General features: G+C 51.7%; 14 protein-coding genes. 6 read left to right on the forward strand and 8 right to left on the reverse strand.

Annotated features, from left to right (window positions below):
- The 5 genes from AC2FNV_RS17540 to speB form a co-directional block, all read left to right on the forward strand.
- A partial coding sequence (locus tag AC2FNV_RS17540) for a metal ABC transporter solute-binding protein, Zn/Mn family (protein WP_496774008.1) occupies positions 1 to 432 on the forward strand: 432 nt, incomplete at its 5' end.
- Between the two features lie 416 nt (positions 433 to 848).
- A complete protein-coding gene (locus AC2FNV_RS17545; protein ID WP_170605562.1) occupies positions 849 to 1,850 on the forward strand; it encodes a glycosyltransferase family 2 protein in 1,002 nt (333 codons plus the stop codon).
- Between the two features lies 1 nt (position 1,851).
- Positions 1,852 to 2,589 carry a class I SAM-dependent methyltransferase gene (locus tag AC2FNV_RS17550; RefSeq protein WP_217362375.1) on the forward strand — a complete coding sequence of 246 codons (738 nt, stop codon included), beginning with the start codon at positions 1,852 to 1,854 and terminating at the stop codon, positions 2,587 to 2,589.
- A complete protein-coding gene (locus AC2FNV_RS17555; protein WP_170610594.1) occupies positions 2,589 to 4,439 on the forward strand; it encodes a GtrA family protein in 1,851 nt (616 codons plus the stop codon). The genes AC2FNV_RS17550 and AC2FNV_RS17555 overlap by 1 nt, the downstream gene beginning before the upstream one ends.
- 108 nt (positions 4,440 to 4,547) lie before the next feature.
- A complete protein-coding gene (gene speB / locus AC2FNV_RS17560) occupies positions 4,548 to 5,522 on the forward strand; it encodes an agmatinase (protein ID WP_496774011.1) in 975 nt (324 codons plus the stop codon).
- A 161-nt stretch (positions 5,523 to 5,683) separates the two neighbouring features.
- Here the strand turns inward: speB and AC2FNV_RS17565 are convergent, their stop codons facing one another.
- The 8 genes from AC2FNV_RS17565 to AC2FNV_RS17600 all read right to left on the reverse strand — a co-directional run bounded on the left by AC2FNV_RS17565 (position 5,684) and on the right by AC2FNV_RS17600 (position 14,955).
- Positions 5,684 to 6,904 carry an aminopeptidase P family protein gene (locus AC2FNV_RS17565; protein WP_170605555.1) on the reverse strand — a complete coding sequence of 407 codons (1,221 nt, stop codon included), beginning with the start codon at positions 6,902 to 6,904 and terminating at the stop codon, positions 5,684 to 5,686.
- A gap of 161 nt (positions 6,905 to 7,065) precedes the next feature.
- Positions 7,066 to 8,277, reverse strand: coding sequence for an ABC transporter permease (locus tag AC2FNV_RS17570; protein ID WP_170605553.1), 1,212 nt, complete (start codon positions 8,275 to 8,277; stop codon positions 7,066 to 7,068).
- A 5-nt stretch (positions 8,278 to 8,282) separates the two neighbouring features.
- Entirely contained in the window at positions 8,283 to 9,557 is a 1,275-nt protein-coding gene (locus tag AC2FNV_RS17575; protein WP_170605551.1) for an ABC transporter permease, read from the reverse strand.
- Between the two features lie 73 nt (positions 9,558 to 9,630).
- Complete coding sequence (locus AC2FNV_RS17580; protein WP_170605549.1) at positions 9,631 to 10,722, reverse strand: extracellular solute-binding protein; 1,092 nt, start codon at positions 10,720 to 10,722, stop codon at positions 9,631 to 9,633.
- 103 nt (positions 10,723 to 10,825) lie between these two features.
- Positions 10,826 to 11,926 carry an ABC transporter ATP-binding protein gene (locus tag AC2FNV_RS17585; RefSeq protein WP_170605547.1) on the reverse strand — a complete coding sequence of 367 codons (1,101 nt, stop codon included), beginning with the start codon at positions 11,924 to 11,926 and terminating at the stop codon, positions 10,826 to 10,828.
- A 136-nt stretch (positions 11,927 to 12,062) separates the two neighbouring features.
- Positions 12,063 to 12,773, reverse strand: a complete 711-nt coding sequence (locus AC2FNV_RS17590) for a maleate cis-trans isomerase family protein (protein WP_170605545.1) — start codon at positions 12,771 to 12,773, stop codon at positions 12,063 to 12,065.
- Positions 12,770 to 13,915: a M24 family metallopeptidase gene (locus tag AC2FNV_RS17595; protein ID WP_170605543.1), complete on the reverse strand. Its 1,146-nt coding sequence runs from the start codon at positions 13,913 to 13,915 to the stop codon at positions 12,770 to 12,772. The genes AC2FNV_RS17590 and AC2FNV_RS17595 overlap by 4 nt, the downstream gene beginning before the upstream one ends.
- A complete protein-coding gene (locus AC2FNV_RS17600; RefSeq protein WP_170610591.1) occupies positions 13,912 to 14,955 on the reverse strand; it encodes a pyridoxal-phosphate dependent enzyme in 1,044 nt (347 codons plus the stop codon). The genes AC2FNV_RS17595 and AC2FNV_RS17600 overlap by 4 nt, the downstream gene beginning before the upstream one ends.
- Positions 14,956 to 15,288: 333 nt before the next feature.
- Between AC2FNV_RS17600 and AC2FNV_RS17605 the strand changes: the two genes are divergently transcribed.
- Entirely contained in the window at positions 15,289 to 16,539 is a 1,251-nt protein-coding gene (locus tag AC2FNV_RS17605; protein WP_170605539.1) for a sarcosine oxidase subunit beta family protein, read from the forward strand.
- Positions 16,540 to 16,542 lie beyond the last annotated feature (3 nt).

Consider the following 16,542-nt stretch of genomic DNA (forward strand, 5'->3'; position numbering starts at 1 on the left):
GCTGACCCGGATAACGCTGGCGCTTACTTCGCGAACGCGGCATCAGCGCGCGAGGAAATGGAGGCGTTGACTGTCGAAGTGGCGGGAATGCTTCAGCCTGTTCAAGGTGGTAGCTTTATCGTGTTCCACGATGCCTATCAGTATTTTGAAGACGAGTTTGGTTTGCCAGCTTCGGGTGCGATTTCCATTGGAGACGCTTCTGACCCGAGTCCGGCTCGTATTGCAGAGATTCAAGCGCGCATTAAAGAAGAAGGTATCACCTGCGTTCTAGCGGAACCGCAGTTCAATCCGGACCTTGTCAAAACGGTGCTTGACGGAACTGAGGCTAGTACAGGTGTCATTGATCCGTTGGGGGCGGAGCTTGAACCCGGAGCCGACTTGTACCCGCAAGTCATTCGTAACATGGCTAAAACCTTGTCCGATTGCTTGTAAGATAAACAGCCAGCCTGTTTGAAAGAAGCGAATGGGCTGGCCCATCACTACTGTTGCCCGCTCTTTTAGATGCAGCCCATCAAAAGATGACGCTAAAAATCTCCTGAGTGCTTCGATAACCATATGAACTCTCGATCTGGGCAGCAGGTCTAAGATGTTTTTGTAAAACCTGAAGATGCAACGGCACTCGAAGAAAAGCCCGAGTGAGCCTATTTGCTTGTACTCAGACGAAACGTCGGGCTTCTGCTGAAACAGACGGTGTACTGTTCCCAGGAACGTCCAACGCGTTTATTCGCCTCTCACAAATTAGACGAGTTACCGCCTAATTCCGGCCACATGAATTGTTTAGAAGAAGGAAACAGTTGACGTTTGACTGAATTTGCTTCGCTGAATCGGCTAGTTGGGGTTCGTATGTTATGACCGGAAGTTTTTCGGCTCGGAGCGCGCAAAAGAACAAAAGGGATTTCCAGACCCCAAAATTGGTGTCGCTGGTTGTCCCTGTTTTTAATGAACAGGATTCCATAGGAAAATTCGTGGAACGCATTCACGAGGTTCTGGATCCGATGGCGCCGGCGACAGACTATCAAATAGTTTTTGTAAATGACGGTAGCCAGGATGCTACTGAATTTGCAATTCGAAGCCTGATGAAAAATGACGCGCACATCGCTTTGCTTAACCTTTCTCGTAATTTTGGCAAGGATTCAGCGTTGTGCGCAGGGTTGGAGCACGCAGTTGGGGACGCCGTAATTCCGATGGATGTGGATCTTCAGGATGCGCCGGAAGTAATCCCCGAAATGATAGTGAAATGGCGCGAAGGTACACAGATAGTGAATGCTCGACGAGTGGACCGGTCGAAAGACAGCTGGATCAAACAGAGGTCGGCTGCCGCCTTTTACAAAGTTTTCAATTCTCTGGCCGAAAGACCGATTCCAGCCAATGTAGGCGACTACAGATTGCTCGACCGTCAGGTCGTGGATGTTGTTCGGGAAATCGGTGAAAAATCACGATTCAACAAATCCATCTTTAGTTGGGTCGGGTTCGACACTGCAGAAGTGACGTTTCAGCGCCCAGAACGTATCGCGGGAAGATCAAGCTGGTCTTACTGGAAACTATGGAACTTTGCGTTGGACGGGATTTTCACGAGCTCTACGGTCCCTCTTCGGGTCTGGAGCTATGTAGGTACGATTTTGTCACTCGCTTCGTTTGGCTACGCGGCCTTTATTCTTTTCTACACTCTGTTTTTGGGGGCAGATACGCCGGGTTACGCGTCGACGGTCATTTTGATCCTCTTGTTTGGCGGGCTAAACCTGTTGGCGGTGGGTATCATTGGTGAATATGTAGGCCGGATTTTCAACGAAGTTCGGGATCGTCCAATTTACATCGTGCGATCAGCGCATGGACTGAAATCGGAGAAGTGACGTGGAACGCGGAACTTACGACCGAATGGGTCGAAATGAAGACGTGCATTGGTGGTTTGCCGGACGTCGAGACGTGATACGGGCCACCATTGATCGTTTGATCTCATTGCCAAAAAACGCGCGCATTCTGGAAGCGGGATGTGGAACGGGTGGCAACCTAGAAATGTTGATGGGCTTGGGCGAACTCGACGCATTCGAGTACGACGCGGAGGCACGTGCAATTGCCGCGGAAAAGAGCTGTCTGGAAATAGCATACGGAGCGCTGCCAAATGACATCCCGAACCAAGCTAAAAAATATGACCTGATCGCATTGTTCGACGTGCTGGAACACATTGAAGATGACAGGGCCACTCTTGAAGGTTTATCGGGCCATTTAGCAGGTGATGCACGACTGTTTGTTACGGTTCCCGCCTTGCCTTGGATGTGGTCAAGTCACGATGAGATGCACCATCACTTCCGCCGCTACACAAAAAAGTCGCTGAAAGAGGTTTCTGAGAAAGCAGGTTTAGAAGTTGAGTATTCTTTTTACTTCAATAGCCTGCTGTTTCCGATCGCCGTTGGCCTTCGCCGTTTTAAAGCTTTGTTCCATAAAGAAACAGCTGATGACGCAATGCCGTCTGATTGGGTAAACAAAATACTATATAGAGTTTTCTCGACTGAGAGGCATTTTGTTGGGCGTTTTCATGCGCCTATTGGTCTATCAGTTTGCGCCATTCTCAAACAAAAACAGGCCGGATAATGATCGCCCAACTAACGCGATTTGCCAGCGTCGGTTTGTTTGCCACGCTATTGCATGTTCTAGTCGCCATGCTCGTGCGCAATTTGCTTAGTCTGGATGTCCAAGCGTCAAATTTCGCGGGATTTCTGGCCGCGGTTTCTGTTTCCTATTTTGGCCATGCAGAGATGACATTTAAGGCAACGGGAAGCCATCAACAGCAAATGGTTCGTTTTGGGCTACTAGCTGTTTTGGGTTTGCTACTAAGTAGCGGTATCACCTATGTAATTTGTGAAGTGATGGATACCAGTTTTGTTGTTGCTATGGCGATCGTTGCCGTCGTTGTGCCGAGTGTAACTTTTCTTGTATCGAAATATTGGGTGTTTGCAGGTGACCAATCCAAAGTGGTTTACAAGGACTGGATCGGCGTCCTGTTCGCAATCGCGTTCGCGGGTCTTTACTTTGCCGTGTACAAGGACCGCCCCATCAATCACGATACAGCTTGGTATTTGGTAGCCACACGAAACTGGCTTTCTGGTGCTCAGCTGTATGTCGATATCGTCGAGGTTAACCCACCGCTTAACTTTTATCTGACGGTTCCTGTTGTTTTTCTGGCTGAATGGTTGAGCATGTCCGAGACAAACGCGCAGTATTTGACGTTGTCGATCTTGATGGCATTTAGCCTTGTTTGGGTATGGAACCTATTGCAACAGTACTCTGAGTTGGACTGGGGTCGGCAGTTCCTGATGTTGATCGCTGCAGCGGTTGCTATGGCTGTCCCAGCTGTTTCTTCAAGCGGCCAACGTGAACATCTCATGGTTATTTTCACTATGCCTTATCTTTTTGGGCACATAGTGATGCAGGGAGCAGGAACTGGCAAAGAGAGTGTCGGCCGCGCTGCTTTTGCCGCAATCGGCATTTGTATCAAGCCACACTTTGTTTTGATCCCGATCGCGCTCACGATAACTGAGATGTTTCTGAAGCGATCACTAAAGCCCGTGGTTTCAGCGTCAAACGTCACATTGTTCGCAATTGGGGGGGTATATCTGGTAGCGGCCGCAACATTGCATCCCGAGTATTTCACCGAAATTTTGCCAATTGCGACATCTGTTTACGGGGCCTATCGATTTAACGATGCAACGGTAATTCGCCTTGTTGTGCCTGCCATTCCACTGCTATTTCTGGCGGCCTCAGTTTTGGCTGTGCTTTACGGCCGGGGTCGTATGGCGGCACTGCCTTTCGCGGCAGTTTTAGCTGGATGCGTAATATACTTTGTTCAGTGGACCGGCTTTGGGTATCAGGCTGTTCCGATCCACGCCTTTGCCATTGTCGGGTTTATGTGGTTGATTTTGCAAGCTCGGCTCAATTGGCTACTTGCCTCTGTGTCGGCTTTGGGTCTGGTCGCCTGTGTGTCGCTCGCGTTCCAAAAAGGGTTTTATCGCAACGATTTAACAGAGAGTTTTTTGTCGATATTGAGTGCAGAAACGCCCGAACCACGGATAATGGTGTTCTCTTCTTCGCTGGCTCCGTCTTTTCCGTTGGTGTTAGAAGCTGATGCAGTTTGGACAAGTCGCTATCCCGCGTTGTGGCTCGTACCGGGTGCAGCGAACGGGTTGCGTGTGGAAAACTGCGAAGCGAATTCTGAGCGCTGCGCCAAGTTGAATAAAATCCAGAGTAGAACCCGCACCGAAATTGTTGATGATTTTGTCGGAAATTCTCCAAATTTTCTGGTGTTCGACAACACTCCACCCTTTGTATTTCAACCGTTCAACTTCATTGAGTTTCTCGAAAAAGATCAGCGTTTTACTGAAGCGATGAACCGCTACGTGGTGATAGAGCAGGATTCCAGATTCACGTTTTGGGGACTTCGCTGAGACCGCAATCATAGTCGCAAAGAGCGGTCTGAGCATATAGCCATTCACATTTTGGGTCTGCATGTGTTGAAATCACTGCGGAAAGACTAATCAGGCGAAAGGGCTGACATGCAAAACCATGGATATGCATCGGGCAGGTTGAACTTACCGTTTGTTGGTATTTCGACATTTGCGAAATCCGCCTATGTCCAAGATTGGGATCAGATTGAGGCTGACGTTTGCGTTTTGGGTGCACCTTTTGATTTTGGGACACAGTGGCGGGCAGGGGCCCGGTTTGGTCCCCGCGCGGTTCGCGAGGCATCAACCCTGTTCAGCTTCGGTCATGCCGGCGCGTATGACCATGAAGATGATCTGACTTATTTGGATAGCTCGGTGCGCATTGTCGACTTAGGAGATGCGGACATCATTCACACCAAAACTGATGAAAGCCATAACAACATTGCCTTTGGCGTGCGCAAAATTTTGGAAGCAGGTGCTTTGCCATTGGTCATTGGCGGTGACCACTCGATCAATATTCCGTGCATATCCGCATTCGCGGATGATTGCGCGGAAAATGGTCCGATCCATATTGTTCAATTTGATGCGCACCTGGACTTTGTCGACGAACGTCACGGAGTCACGAATGGCCACGGCAATCCGATGCGGCGTGCGATCGAAAAAGACTATGTGTCAGGGATGACTCAATTAGGTATCAGGAACGTCTCTTCAACCGCGAAAGAGGGGTATCAGGACGCACGCTCAAGGGGATCGGATATCTTGTCCGTCCGTCAAGTTCGTAAGCTGGGAACTAAGGCTGTTTTGGAACGTATCCCTTCTGGTGTGCGCTATTATGTTACCATCGACATTGATGCTTTCTGTCCTTCAATTGCTGCGGGCACAGGCACGCCAAGCCATGGTGGATTCCTGTATTACGATGTGCTCGAGATTTTGCAGGGTCTGGCAGGGCGTGGTGATGTTGTTGGGATCGACCTAGTGGAAGTGGCGCCAGCCTACGACCCAACTGAAAGCACCCAGATATTGGCAGCTCAGTTATTACTGAACTTCTTGGGCTTTATTTTTCACGAACGTGCACAACGTGGATAGTCGGCCATGGTGTGAGACTGAGGCCGGGAACATAATGCGTCCACAGACGTCAACTTTAGTCACTTATTTGATTGAAACTGTGTGCTAAAAAATTTGAAAAAAATACATCTGGAACCCGAGCGGTGATGAACTGCCGGGGCAAAGTGCCCCGGCAGGTAATTTTATGCGTCAATAATGTTATGCTTTGGGCCATAAGGGAACCCGGTGATGTTCTCAGCTCCACTCTCACCTACGACCAGAATATCGTGTTCCCGATAGCCGCCTGCGCCGGGCTGTCCTTCGGGAATCCATAGCATCGGTTCGATTGAGACCACCATGCCTGGTTCTAGTACGGTGTCTATATCTTCGCGTAGTTCCAAACCAGCCTCTCGACCGTAGTAGTGGCTGAGAACACCGAAAGAGTGGCCGTAGCCGAAAGACCTGTACTTGAGCAATCCTTGATCGGCGAAGAAACGGTTGATCTCTGCAGTAATACCTGAACATGTGGCGCCAGGCTTGATAAGGCTAAGGCCCAAATCGTGCGCGGCGACGTTGGCTTGCCACAACCGCAGGCTATCTGGATCGGGTTCCCCCAGGAAAAGAGTTCGTTCAAGCGCGGTGTAATATCCCGAAATCATCGGAAAGGTGTTCAAAGACAGGATATCACCCTTTTGCAAGGAACGTTTGGTGACCGGGTTATGTGCTCCATCTGTGTTCAATCCTGATTGAAACCAAACCCAAGTGTCACGGTATTCAGCGTGAGGGTAAGCGCGGGCGATCTCAGATTCCATGGCGTCACGACCGGCCATTGCAACTTCGATCTCGGTCGCGCCTTCGCGTATCGCCGCGTGTACGGCTGCACCGCCAATGTCCGCCGTTCGTGCTCCGCCCTTAATCAGCTCGATCTCTTCGGCGGATTTGACCATTCGAGCGGCCATTGTGTCAGGTGCAACATTGATCAGCTCTGGATCACCGAGCATTTGCAGCGCCGTATCTCTGGCGGCAAGAGTCATGTGGTCGCTTTCAATTCCAACGCGTTTTGCATTGCCAATCAAATTGGCCACAGCGCGCCAATAATTATCCCGTTTCCAATCGGTGTAGATTACGTTGTCTTCGACAGAGCGTCGCCATGGCTGGCCAGCGTCGATGTTGGCCGAAACTGTCGTGCAACTGTCTTGCGTAACAACACATCCATAAGGGCGGCCGAATGCACAATAGAGGAAGCCCGAGTAGTAAGCGATGTTTTGCATCGAAGTCAGCAAAACCACTGGGATGTCCCGTTCGGCCATGATCGCTCGTAGCTTCGCGAGGCGGCGTGCATATTCTTGTTTGCTGAACGGTAGTGGGGCTTTGTCGCCATTATGGCAAGTGAAAAACTCTGGGCGATTTGAAGTGTCGGACATATTTGGCCTCTCTCATTTGCCGGGTATGCAATCCCCGGCCACATGTCCCGGCGTTCAGGACAAGCGGTCTCGGGTGCCGAGAGCCGATCAACCCGCTTGATCCGCGACGCCATCGCGGTCAGGTTGAACAGAAAAATCGTTAGATCACAAAATTTGGTCCGTCAAGCAGGGGAAAGTCCCCTTAGCCGCTCTGATCGACGTCGCAACAATTCCACTGTGGTAAGCAGTGCAATTGAAAGAACAACAAGGATCGTCGCCACCGCCAGAATCGTCGGGCTGATCTGTTCGCGTAATCCGGTGAACATCTGCCAAGGAAGTGTTTTCTGGCTAGCCGAGCCGACGAACAGAACAACGACGACTTCGTCAAATGAAGTGATAAAGGCAAATAGGCCGCCCGAGATAACGCCCGGCAATATCAGGGGCATCTGAATCTTAAAGAAAGTACGAACAGGGCCAGCTCCCATGTTCGCCGCAGCTCGGGTTAGGGACCGATCAAAACCGACCAACGTAGCGGTGACCGTGATGATGACAAACGGAATCCCAAGAACCGCATGTGCCAGGATCACTTTCAAGTAACCGACAAAGTTCTTGTTCATACCCAGCGTACCCTCAAGGAACCGGCCTATATCGCTATAGAAGAAGAACATCCCAGTTGCAGAAATAATCAGCGGCACAATCATTGGCGAGATCAGAATACCCATGATTGCCCGCCGCCCCGGCACGTGTGACTGGCTAAGGCCAATGGCTGCCAATGTACCCAATGTAACTGAAATAATTGTCGCAATCGGCGCGATGATCAGCGAGTTCTTGAAACTGCGTTGCCATTCATTGTTGGTAAAGAAATCCCGATAGTGTTTGAGCGAGTACCCTTCAGGATCCAAACGCAGCATTTCTGGGGTAAATGTAAAGAAGTCTTGCGCGTTGAAGGAAAGGGGCAAAACCACAAGAATCGGCGTGATCAGGAATATGAAGATCGCCCCGCAGATTACCCGGAACAGATAGTGGTAAAAGACCTGTTTCGCTGTCAGATAGGGCAAAAGTTTGCGACGATATCGCCCTTCGTAAAGCCAATATATGAACCAAGCAAAGAACCATCCTCCTAGCAAGCCCAGCACGCCACCCAATGGGCCGGCAATTGCGAACCCGCCCGCGCCAAACCCGATGATGTTGATCCACCGCGCCATTTTTTCATTCTTGAGGACGGTGATGTAGAACCATGCCAAAGCTGCTATCAGTGCAGCTCCTGCCAAAACTCCCAGAATGATCGAGCCATTGCCGGCACCAACGAACATACCGGCAAATGCGCCAGCCAAAGCAACGCTGGGAAGAACCATCGACAAAGGTTTGCGGGATATCGGTGTCAAAGCGGCCATGTCGTTTATCCCAGCTTCACGTTATCGATGCCCACGATTTTGTCGTAGACCCAGTAGAGTAGCAGAACGACGGCAAGAAGGATCGTGCCCAAGGCCGCCGCCAATCCCCAGTTCAGCGAAGAGGAGATGTGATAGGCGATCCGGTTCGAAATAAAGACACCCTTTGTACCGCCGACGATTTCCGGGGTGATGTAGTACCCAATTGCCAAGATAAAGACGAGTATAGAACCGGCTCCGATACCTGGAATGGATTGTGGGAAATAGATGCGCCAAAACGTGGTCCAATTGGTTGCGCCCATGGATTTCGCCGCGCGGGTATAAGACTCGGGTATTGTTTGCATCACCGAGTACATCGGAAGGATCATGAACGGCAGCAGGATATGCGTCATAGCAACGATAGTACCGATCTGGTTGTTTATGATGACCAGTCTCGCATCGTCGGCGACAAGTCCGAGCCATACCAGTGTTTCGTTGATGACACCTTGCTGTTGCAACATGACTTTCCAGGCTGAGGTTCGCACAAGAAGCGAGGTCCAGAAAGGTAAAAGAACAAGTATCATCAGCAGGTTGGAAACACGCATTGGCAACGTCGCCAGCAGGTAACTCACCGGATAGGCCAAAAGAATACACGCGCCAGTAATTACCAGCGACATGAACAGCGTCCGCCCAAAAAGTTTTATCAGAATCTGTTTGTCTTCGGGCTGCGGCTGAGCGCCTTCAGGAGTGCGGCGCATATCCACTGCGTTCAAGAAATAACCATTGGTCACCTGCGGCGAATGCGTCTTGATTACCCTCCAAGTCTGCGGATCGCCCCAACCTTCGTGGATTTCGATCAGCTGTTCCTTGAACGGTCCGTCGGTTTCCGGATCTAGCTTTCGCAAACCACGTCCAGACCTGCGAAACATCGAAGACATTCCGGTTTCTTCGTAGTTCAGGCGCGATCCCAGTCGTGTGTGTTCTTTGTTTTCGATCGCGACGACCATGTCTCGAACGAAGGCATCGTAAACCTCTTCGCCAGGTAACTCGTCGCTTGTTTCGTCCCAGTTTCCAAGGGCTTCGACCGTTAAAGGCAGGGTGTCTGAAACGATACTGTTTTCGACCGAACGGAATAGCATTGAGGCGATCGGCACAATAAATGAAAACAGAACAAACAATAGAAGAGGGGCAACTAGAAGCAGCGCTCGTAATTTTTGGCGCCGTAGGGAACGAGCCAACGATTGCTTGAGCGGTGTTCCGTCCGCGGCCAGCATGGGTCCGGCGTTATCGCTTGCGTCAGTCATCTTTGCCCCTTGGATTTTTCTTGTCAGAGGGCGACGAACCGCCCTCTGACTTAATTTAGGCTAGGTGCCTGTATTATTGTGCCAACCAAGCCTGGAATTTGGCATCGATGTCGTCACGGTAGTCGGCCCAGAACTCGTAGTTATAAAGGAACGTGTTCTTGGCGTTCTCCGGATCGGTCGGCATGTGTGGCGCCATGTCGATGCCCAATTCCGCATGCTGACCGACCAGCGGTGCTGAAGAAGCACGGGCCGGGCCGTAAGAAATATACTTGGCCTGATCTGCAAGACGCTGAGTGTCTGTCGCGAACATGATGTAGTCCAGTGCGCGCTGCTGGCGCTCTTCGCTCAAGCCAGCTGGAATGATCCAGCCGTCCAGATCGAATACCTGCGCGTCCCACAACATTGCCACGGGCTGCTTTTGCTCTTCGATTACGCTGAACAAACGTCCGTTATAGGTCGAACCCATGACAACTTCGCCATCAGCCAGAAGTTGAGGGGTGTCCGCACCCGCGGACCACCACACTACACTGTCTTTAATGGTGTTCAGTTTAGCCAGCGCTTGATCCTGCCCTTCGGGTGTTGCCAGCACATCATAAACGTCGTCTTTTGCCACTCCGTCGCAAAGCAAAGCCCATTCCATGTTATTGATCGGACGTTTTTCGAGCGAGCGCTTACCTGGGTAGGTCTCAAGGTCGAACACAGCGCAGATATCTGATGGCGGGGTGTCACCAACAAGATCTGTGCGATATCCAAAGGTTGTCGAATAAACGATCTGTGGAATAAAGCACTCGCTTACCAACAGGTCGCCAAAGTCCTCGGATGCGGGCGTGCCATCAGGTGCCGGCGCCAGTTGTGTGTCTGGATCGATTTCCAGCGCCAATCCTTCGTCGCACAGGCGGATCGCATCCGCAGCCACAACGTCAACTACGTCCCAGGTTATGTTGCCTGCTTCGTTCATTGCGCGCAGTTTGGCAACCGCTTCGGCCGAACTGTCGTCGTTCAGGATAGTGACACCGGTCTTTTCCGAATAGGGCTCGTGATAGGCCTTGAGTTGCGACTTGGAATAGGCGCCCCCCCAAGAAACAATTGTCATTTCCTGTGCTGACACGCCGCTGGCCGCAGTCGCCAATGCAGCCGCAGTAAGCAGTGATTTAGTTGGTTTCATTTGTTACTCCCAGTACTTCCCGTTTATTTGTTTGATCGGCCGATGCACGGGTTTTCACCAGCCGGTCCCTCAGTACAGCCACGTCTGCTTTGCGTGACTTGGTCTATGCGTCGAGCGCACGACAATCCTGGGGCAACCACCCGATTTCGATTTCTTGCCCGGGTTTCAGCCGGACAGCATCAGGTGCATTGCGGGTTTTGACTATGAATTCGTCATTGCCAGCCACGGACATACGAAAACGGAAGACATCACCCATATAGATGAATTCTCTCACCGTTGCCTTCAGAGTGTGTGCATCGGCATGTAGACGATCCTTGTTGAATTCAACGCGCTCCGGACGAATGGACACTTTGGTGCGTTCACCAGCGTCGTGAACATTGATCGGCACAGCATCAATCTCCGATCCGTCATCCAACTGAACCAGACACGTGTCGCCTTGGATGGATTTCACTACACCTTCGAGAGTGTTGTTCTCGCCAATGAATTGCGCCACGAAACTGTTCTCTGGCTCTTCGTACAGTTGATCGGGCGGCGCCAACTGTTGAATTCGGCCGTCGTCAAAAACTGCGACGCGGTCAGACATGGTGAGCGCTTCGGTCTGGTCATGCGTCACATAAACCGTGGTAATGCCCAGTTCGTGTGCAAGACGAGTGATTTCGAACTGCATATGCTCTCGCAGCTGTTTGTCCAACGCACCAAGGGGCTCATCCATGAGCACCAGTTCGGGTTCGAACACCAATGCTCGGGCTAGCGCAATGCGCTGTTGTTGTCCTCCGGAAAGCTGGGCAGGACGACGACCGCCGAACGCTCCCATCTGCACCATATCCAGCGCACGGCTAACTTTCGCTTCGCGGTCGGATTTGCTCAATTTGCGAACCTCAAGCGGAAAAGAAAGGTTTTCGGCCACGGTCATGTGCGGAAATAGGGCATAGTTCTGGAACACCATGCCAATACCCCGCTTGTGCGGCGGAATGTTGTTGATCGGTCGCCCGTCGAGCAGGATTTCCCCATGTGTGGCTGTCTCGAAGCCAGCCAGCATCATAAGGCAGGTCGTCTTGCCAGATCCGGAAGGGCCGAGCATCGTGAGAAACTCACCTTTTGGCATTGCTAGATTAAGATCTTTAACGACGAGATTTTCGCCGTCATAAGACTTCTGAACGCGTTGAAATTCGACAAACGCGGCGTCGTTCGTTGTTTCGGCCACAAGACCCCCTGTTTCGTCAAATGATTATCCGAGAGTGTCGGACCTCATTGATCAATGAGAAGCAGTTAAGACCAAACAATACTTGGTTTGCAACATAGAATGCAAAAATCACGTTGTTTGACTTCTATTTACTATATCAATTGATACTATTTAGGCGTTGCATATGCCAGGCTAAGCTTTGGTTGCTGGACAGCACGGGTTTACCGGTTTTTTTACGAATCTGCGGAATTGCCGCATAAGTTCGAAGGTTGGTGCAACTCAGGAAAATTGCATCGACAGACGGGTCAGAGCCCAGGCGGCATGCTGCTTCAATGATCGATTGTTCGGAAATGCGCGCAACCTTGGCTTCTTCGGCTTCGCCAAACGTACCGAAGATATCCGTTGATATTCCGTTTTCGGAAAATGCCTTACGCAACGGTATGTTGACTTCTTCAATATACGGCGAAAGCAAAGCAAATTTTGAAACGCCCAATTCCTTTGCACAAGCCGTTGCCGCCAGTAGCGGGTTTGTGACCTCAGCCGTGTCGCAAGTCTGTTTCACCAACTGCGCAACCCGATCTGATCCGATGACGGAGCTGGCCGAAGTGCACCCATATCCAATAACACGATATGGTCGAGCACTAGGCAACAAGCGCGCCGCCGCAGGCAGAGCTGTTTCCATTTCAGCCAGACTGTCTTTGGTTACTTCGACACCACTTGGAATGCGGGTAACGTGGATTGGGAAAGCCCGGTCCGAGAAGTACTGGCTAAACTCGGGCTCCAGTGTTTCGTCCGTTTGCAATAGAATCAGCCCTATCGGCGAAGCTGCCGGATCATCCTGGTCGAGTGTGTAGGGTATTCGTGTCATAGCTCGATCAAATCTGGTCCAACTCTCGGGCTGATAAAGCGAGGACCATTACCGGTAATAACAATGTTTTCCTCATGCACCAGAATTTTTCCTCCGACAGCGATACCGGGTTCAAGTGTGAGAACCATTCCCGCTTTCAGCACGGTATGATCCGTAGGGATGAGTGATGGCCACTCGGTCAGCGACATACCCAACCCATGCCCCAGTCGCCCCGCATCCGTGCCTTCAGATTGATTGGTCAGCACGTCGTTCATTGCACTGAACAAATTTGCGGCTGTTGCTCCGGGTCTCGCAATCTCGAACGCGGCGTCCGAAGCTTCTATCAGCCTAGAATAGGCAGATTTAACATCAGGATGCGCGGCTCCTATCGACCAGTTTCGGTCGAAATCTGAAAAATAGCCATCCAAGACCAAACCGGTGTCCAGCATCAAAACATCTCCGGGCTCCAGCGGTGTCGGGTGTGCTGGCGAGATGACGTCGGTATAACCGCCGTGTTCTGCGCCTCCGGCAAGATAAGGTACCCAGTCAGCTCCTTCCTCCAGGCAGAGAATTTGAAACTTTCTGAAGATTGCGTCCAGCGGCACCCCGGGTTTTGCGATCTCGGGCACCCGAGCAAAAGCACGGCCCGCGATGCTGCACGCGGTTTCAATCTTTTCGATCTCGGCGACGGATTTGACCATTCGTAATTTGCGCAAAATGCCCATATCACCCGTGATGTGGCGAGTACCAAGCGCTTCTTTCAAACTCTGTATATCTGCCATTGGCATACGGGCGTGGGTCTCGTGCCCATCCGGCATCCCGATGTCGGCGTCAGCGGGTGTCAGTTCCTGCAATGCGTCAGCTAATAGTGTGACGCCGTCATCCTGCAAGTCTGGCGCGCTCCAGGTTCTGATATCGTCCAGCCACGTCTGGCCCATAAGCGCGGCTCCGATAGACGGGATCACAGCTACGGGTTTTCCGGATGCAGGTAAGACAAGATACCAGGGACGCGTCGGACTTTCCCAAAACCGCGTCAGAAAACCGGTAAAGTACCTTACGTCAGTCTCGGTAGTCAGTAACAAAGCAGATAAGCCAGCTCTCTGCATTAAGTCTTGAGCTCGCATCACACGTGTCTGGAATTCGCTCGGTTCAAACCCCCTCATTCAGCGACCTCAGACAAAAAGCACAAAACACGAGAACGATCCTCGATCTCCATAGAATGCCGAGCCGCATCATTCATAACCGCAGCTACACCGGCACCGCCAGAAGCTGTGGTTTCCAGCCCTAGTGCAGCAAGAGTGCCAAGTTGTTCGGACACCTCGTCATCTGACAGGGTCAAAAACAAGTCCGCGTCACGGGCTAACCCATTTAAGGCGATCAGCGAAGGTTCCTTGCAGTCAAGCCGTCCCATGATGCTGTCTGGTCCGTCAGCAAAAACGCACTTACTCGCAGCAATACTAGATTGCAGCGCAGGTGCTGCTTCGGGCTCGACAACGACTATCTTTGGGGCATCTCCCCATACGGTGCGTGAGTAAGCCGCCACTGCGCCAGCCAATCCGCCCACACCGGCCTGCAATATTATGTGCGTAGGCGTCTCCGGACATTGCGCAACGGCCTCTGCCGCCATTTGTAGATACCCTTCCATCAGAGTGTATGGTATTTCAAAGTAACCTTCCCACGAGCTGTCCGAAAGCAATGTCCAGCCATTTTCGTCGGCCGCATTATTTGCCGCCTCCATACTGGCAGCGTAATCAGCACCACTTCGAACAACGGATGCACCCTGTTCACGTAACCGCTCAGCAAAGCTTTCGGGAACGGTTTCGGCGATGAAAACAACTGCTTTGGCACCGAATATTCTGGCACCTGCCGCTACGCTCATTCCGTGGTTCCCTGCGCTGGCAGTGACATAAGTAGCTCCGGTCAACGTATCGACCCCCGGTTCGTCTGATTTTTCGGCGGCGTGGCGTGCAATTACATATGCGGCACCCAATGCCTTGAATGAACCAAGGTTCATACGGGCTCTTTCATCCTTGACCCAAAGATGCGCGACCTGAGCCAGATCCGAGGCGTCGACCAGTGGCGTTTCTTTGGCAGCTGGACACAATGAAAGAAGGTCTGCAACACGCGTGGCGTCGGTAGAGGGATATGGAGCAGATGGCGCCAGTTTATTACCCGCTCGGTGTGGGTTTTTGATAATGCGCATTTTGCCTCCGAATATCTGGTGGTCAGACGTGATCTGATTGTTGAAATTCTGTCAAGCTCTGCGGTGGTTGCGCGGCTTCAACCACTTCCTAGTTGAAACTCGCTCGTGCAGAACATCGTTGGTCCTGCCTTAGTGAACATTATTCGGGCGTGATCTCAGTTTGCCGGATGCCCTTCCGCGTGCGGCAGTCGTTCAATCGCGCTCGCGGAATCTTCAAAGGCCAAAACGGCAGCGTCTCTTTGGATGACGCAAAACTTCAAGTGAACACCGCAAAATTGCTGGGCGATGGCAATTACAATGTTCAATGATGTTTGAAACATTGGCGAGGCAGGAATGCGGTATTCTGGATTTCGAGTCATTAAGGAGGCCTTGACAGGCCACAAGGGCTGGACCCCCGCATGGCGGGATCCCGAACCCAAAAACGAGTATGATTTTGTCGTTGTGGGCGGCGGTGGGCATGGCCTGGCGACTGCTTATTATTTGGCCAAGGAATTTGGTCATGCGCGCATAGCAGTTCTTGAAAAAGGTTGGATCGGCGGCGGCAATGTGGGTCGAAATACAACCATCATACGGTCAAACTATCTTCTTGATGGGAATGAGCCTTTCTATGAATTCTCGCTGAAATTGTGGGAGGGATTGGAACAGGACTTCAATTTCAACGCTATGGTCAGCCAGCGTGGAATCCTCAACCTCGTTCATACAGATGCACAACGTGACGCGGCAAGGAGGCGAGGCAACGCAATGATCCTAAATGGATCCGATGCAGAGTTGCTTGATACAGCCGGGGTAAGAGCGTTGTACCCTTTCCTAAACTTCAGCAATGCCCGTTTTCCGATTAAAGGTGGTCTGCTGCACCGACGCGGGGGCACTGTACGTCACGATGCTGTCGCTTGGGGTTACGCACGTGGATCGGACCAACGCGGCGTCGACATCATCCAAAACTGTGAGGTGACAGGGTTTCGCATAGAGAATGGGAAGATTTTGGGTGTTGAAACTTCCCGCGGATATATCGGTGCGAAAAAGGTCGGTGTTGCCGTGGCAGGGTCATCCAGTCGGGTGATGGAGAAAGCCGGAATGCGACTGCCGATTGAAAGCCATGTGTTGCAGGCGTTTGTTTCGGAGGGACTGAAACCCATAATTCCTGGTGTCATCACTTTTGGCGCTGGCCACTTCTACTGTAGCCAGTCGGACAAAGGAGGATTGGTATTTGGCGGCGATATCGACATGTACAACACCTATGCCCAGCGGGGAAATCTGCCAGTGGTCGAGGATGTAATCGAAAGCGGTGTCGCTCTGATCCCGGCGCTTGGCCGGGTGCGGCTGCTGCGTGGATGGGGCGGGGTGATGGACATGTCGATGGACGGATCGCCCTTTATCGACCGGACGCAAGTCGAGGGTCTCTATTTCAACGGTGGTTGGTGCTACGGCGGCTTCAAGGCAACGCCGGCCTCGGGCTGGTGTTTTGCTCATCTGCTGTCCACCGATCGTCCGCATGAGGTGGCAACCGCCTTCCGATTGGATCGATTTCGTTCTGGTCGAATGATCGATGAAAAAGGTGTGGGCGCTCAGCCCAACCTGCACTGAAAG

Source organism: Ruegeria sp. BHSA163 (assembly GCF_059613365.1).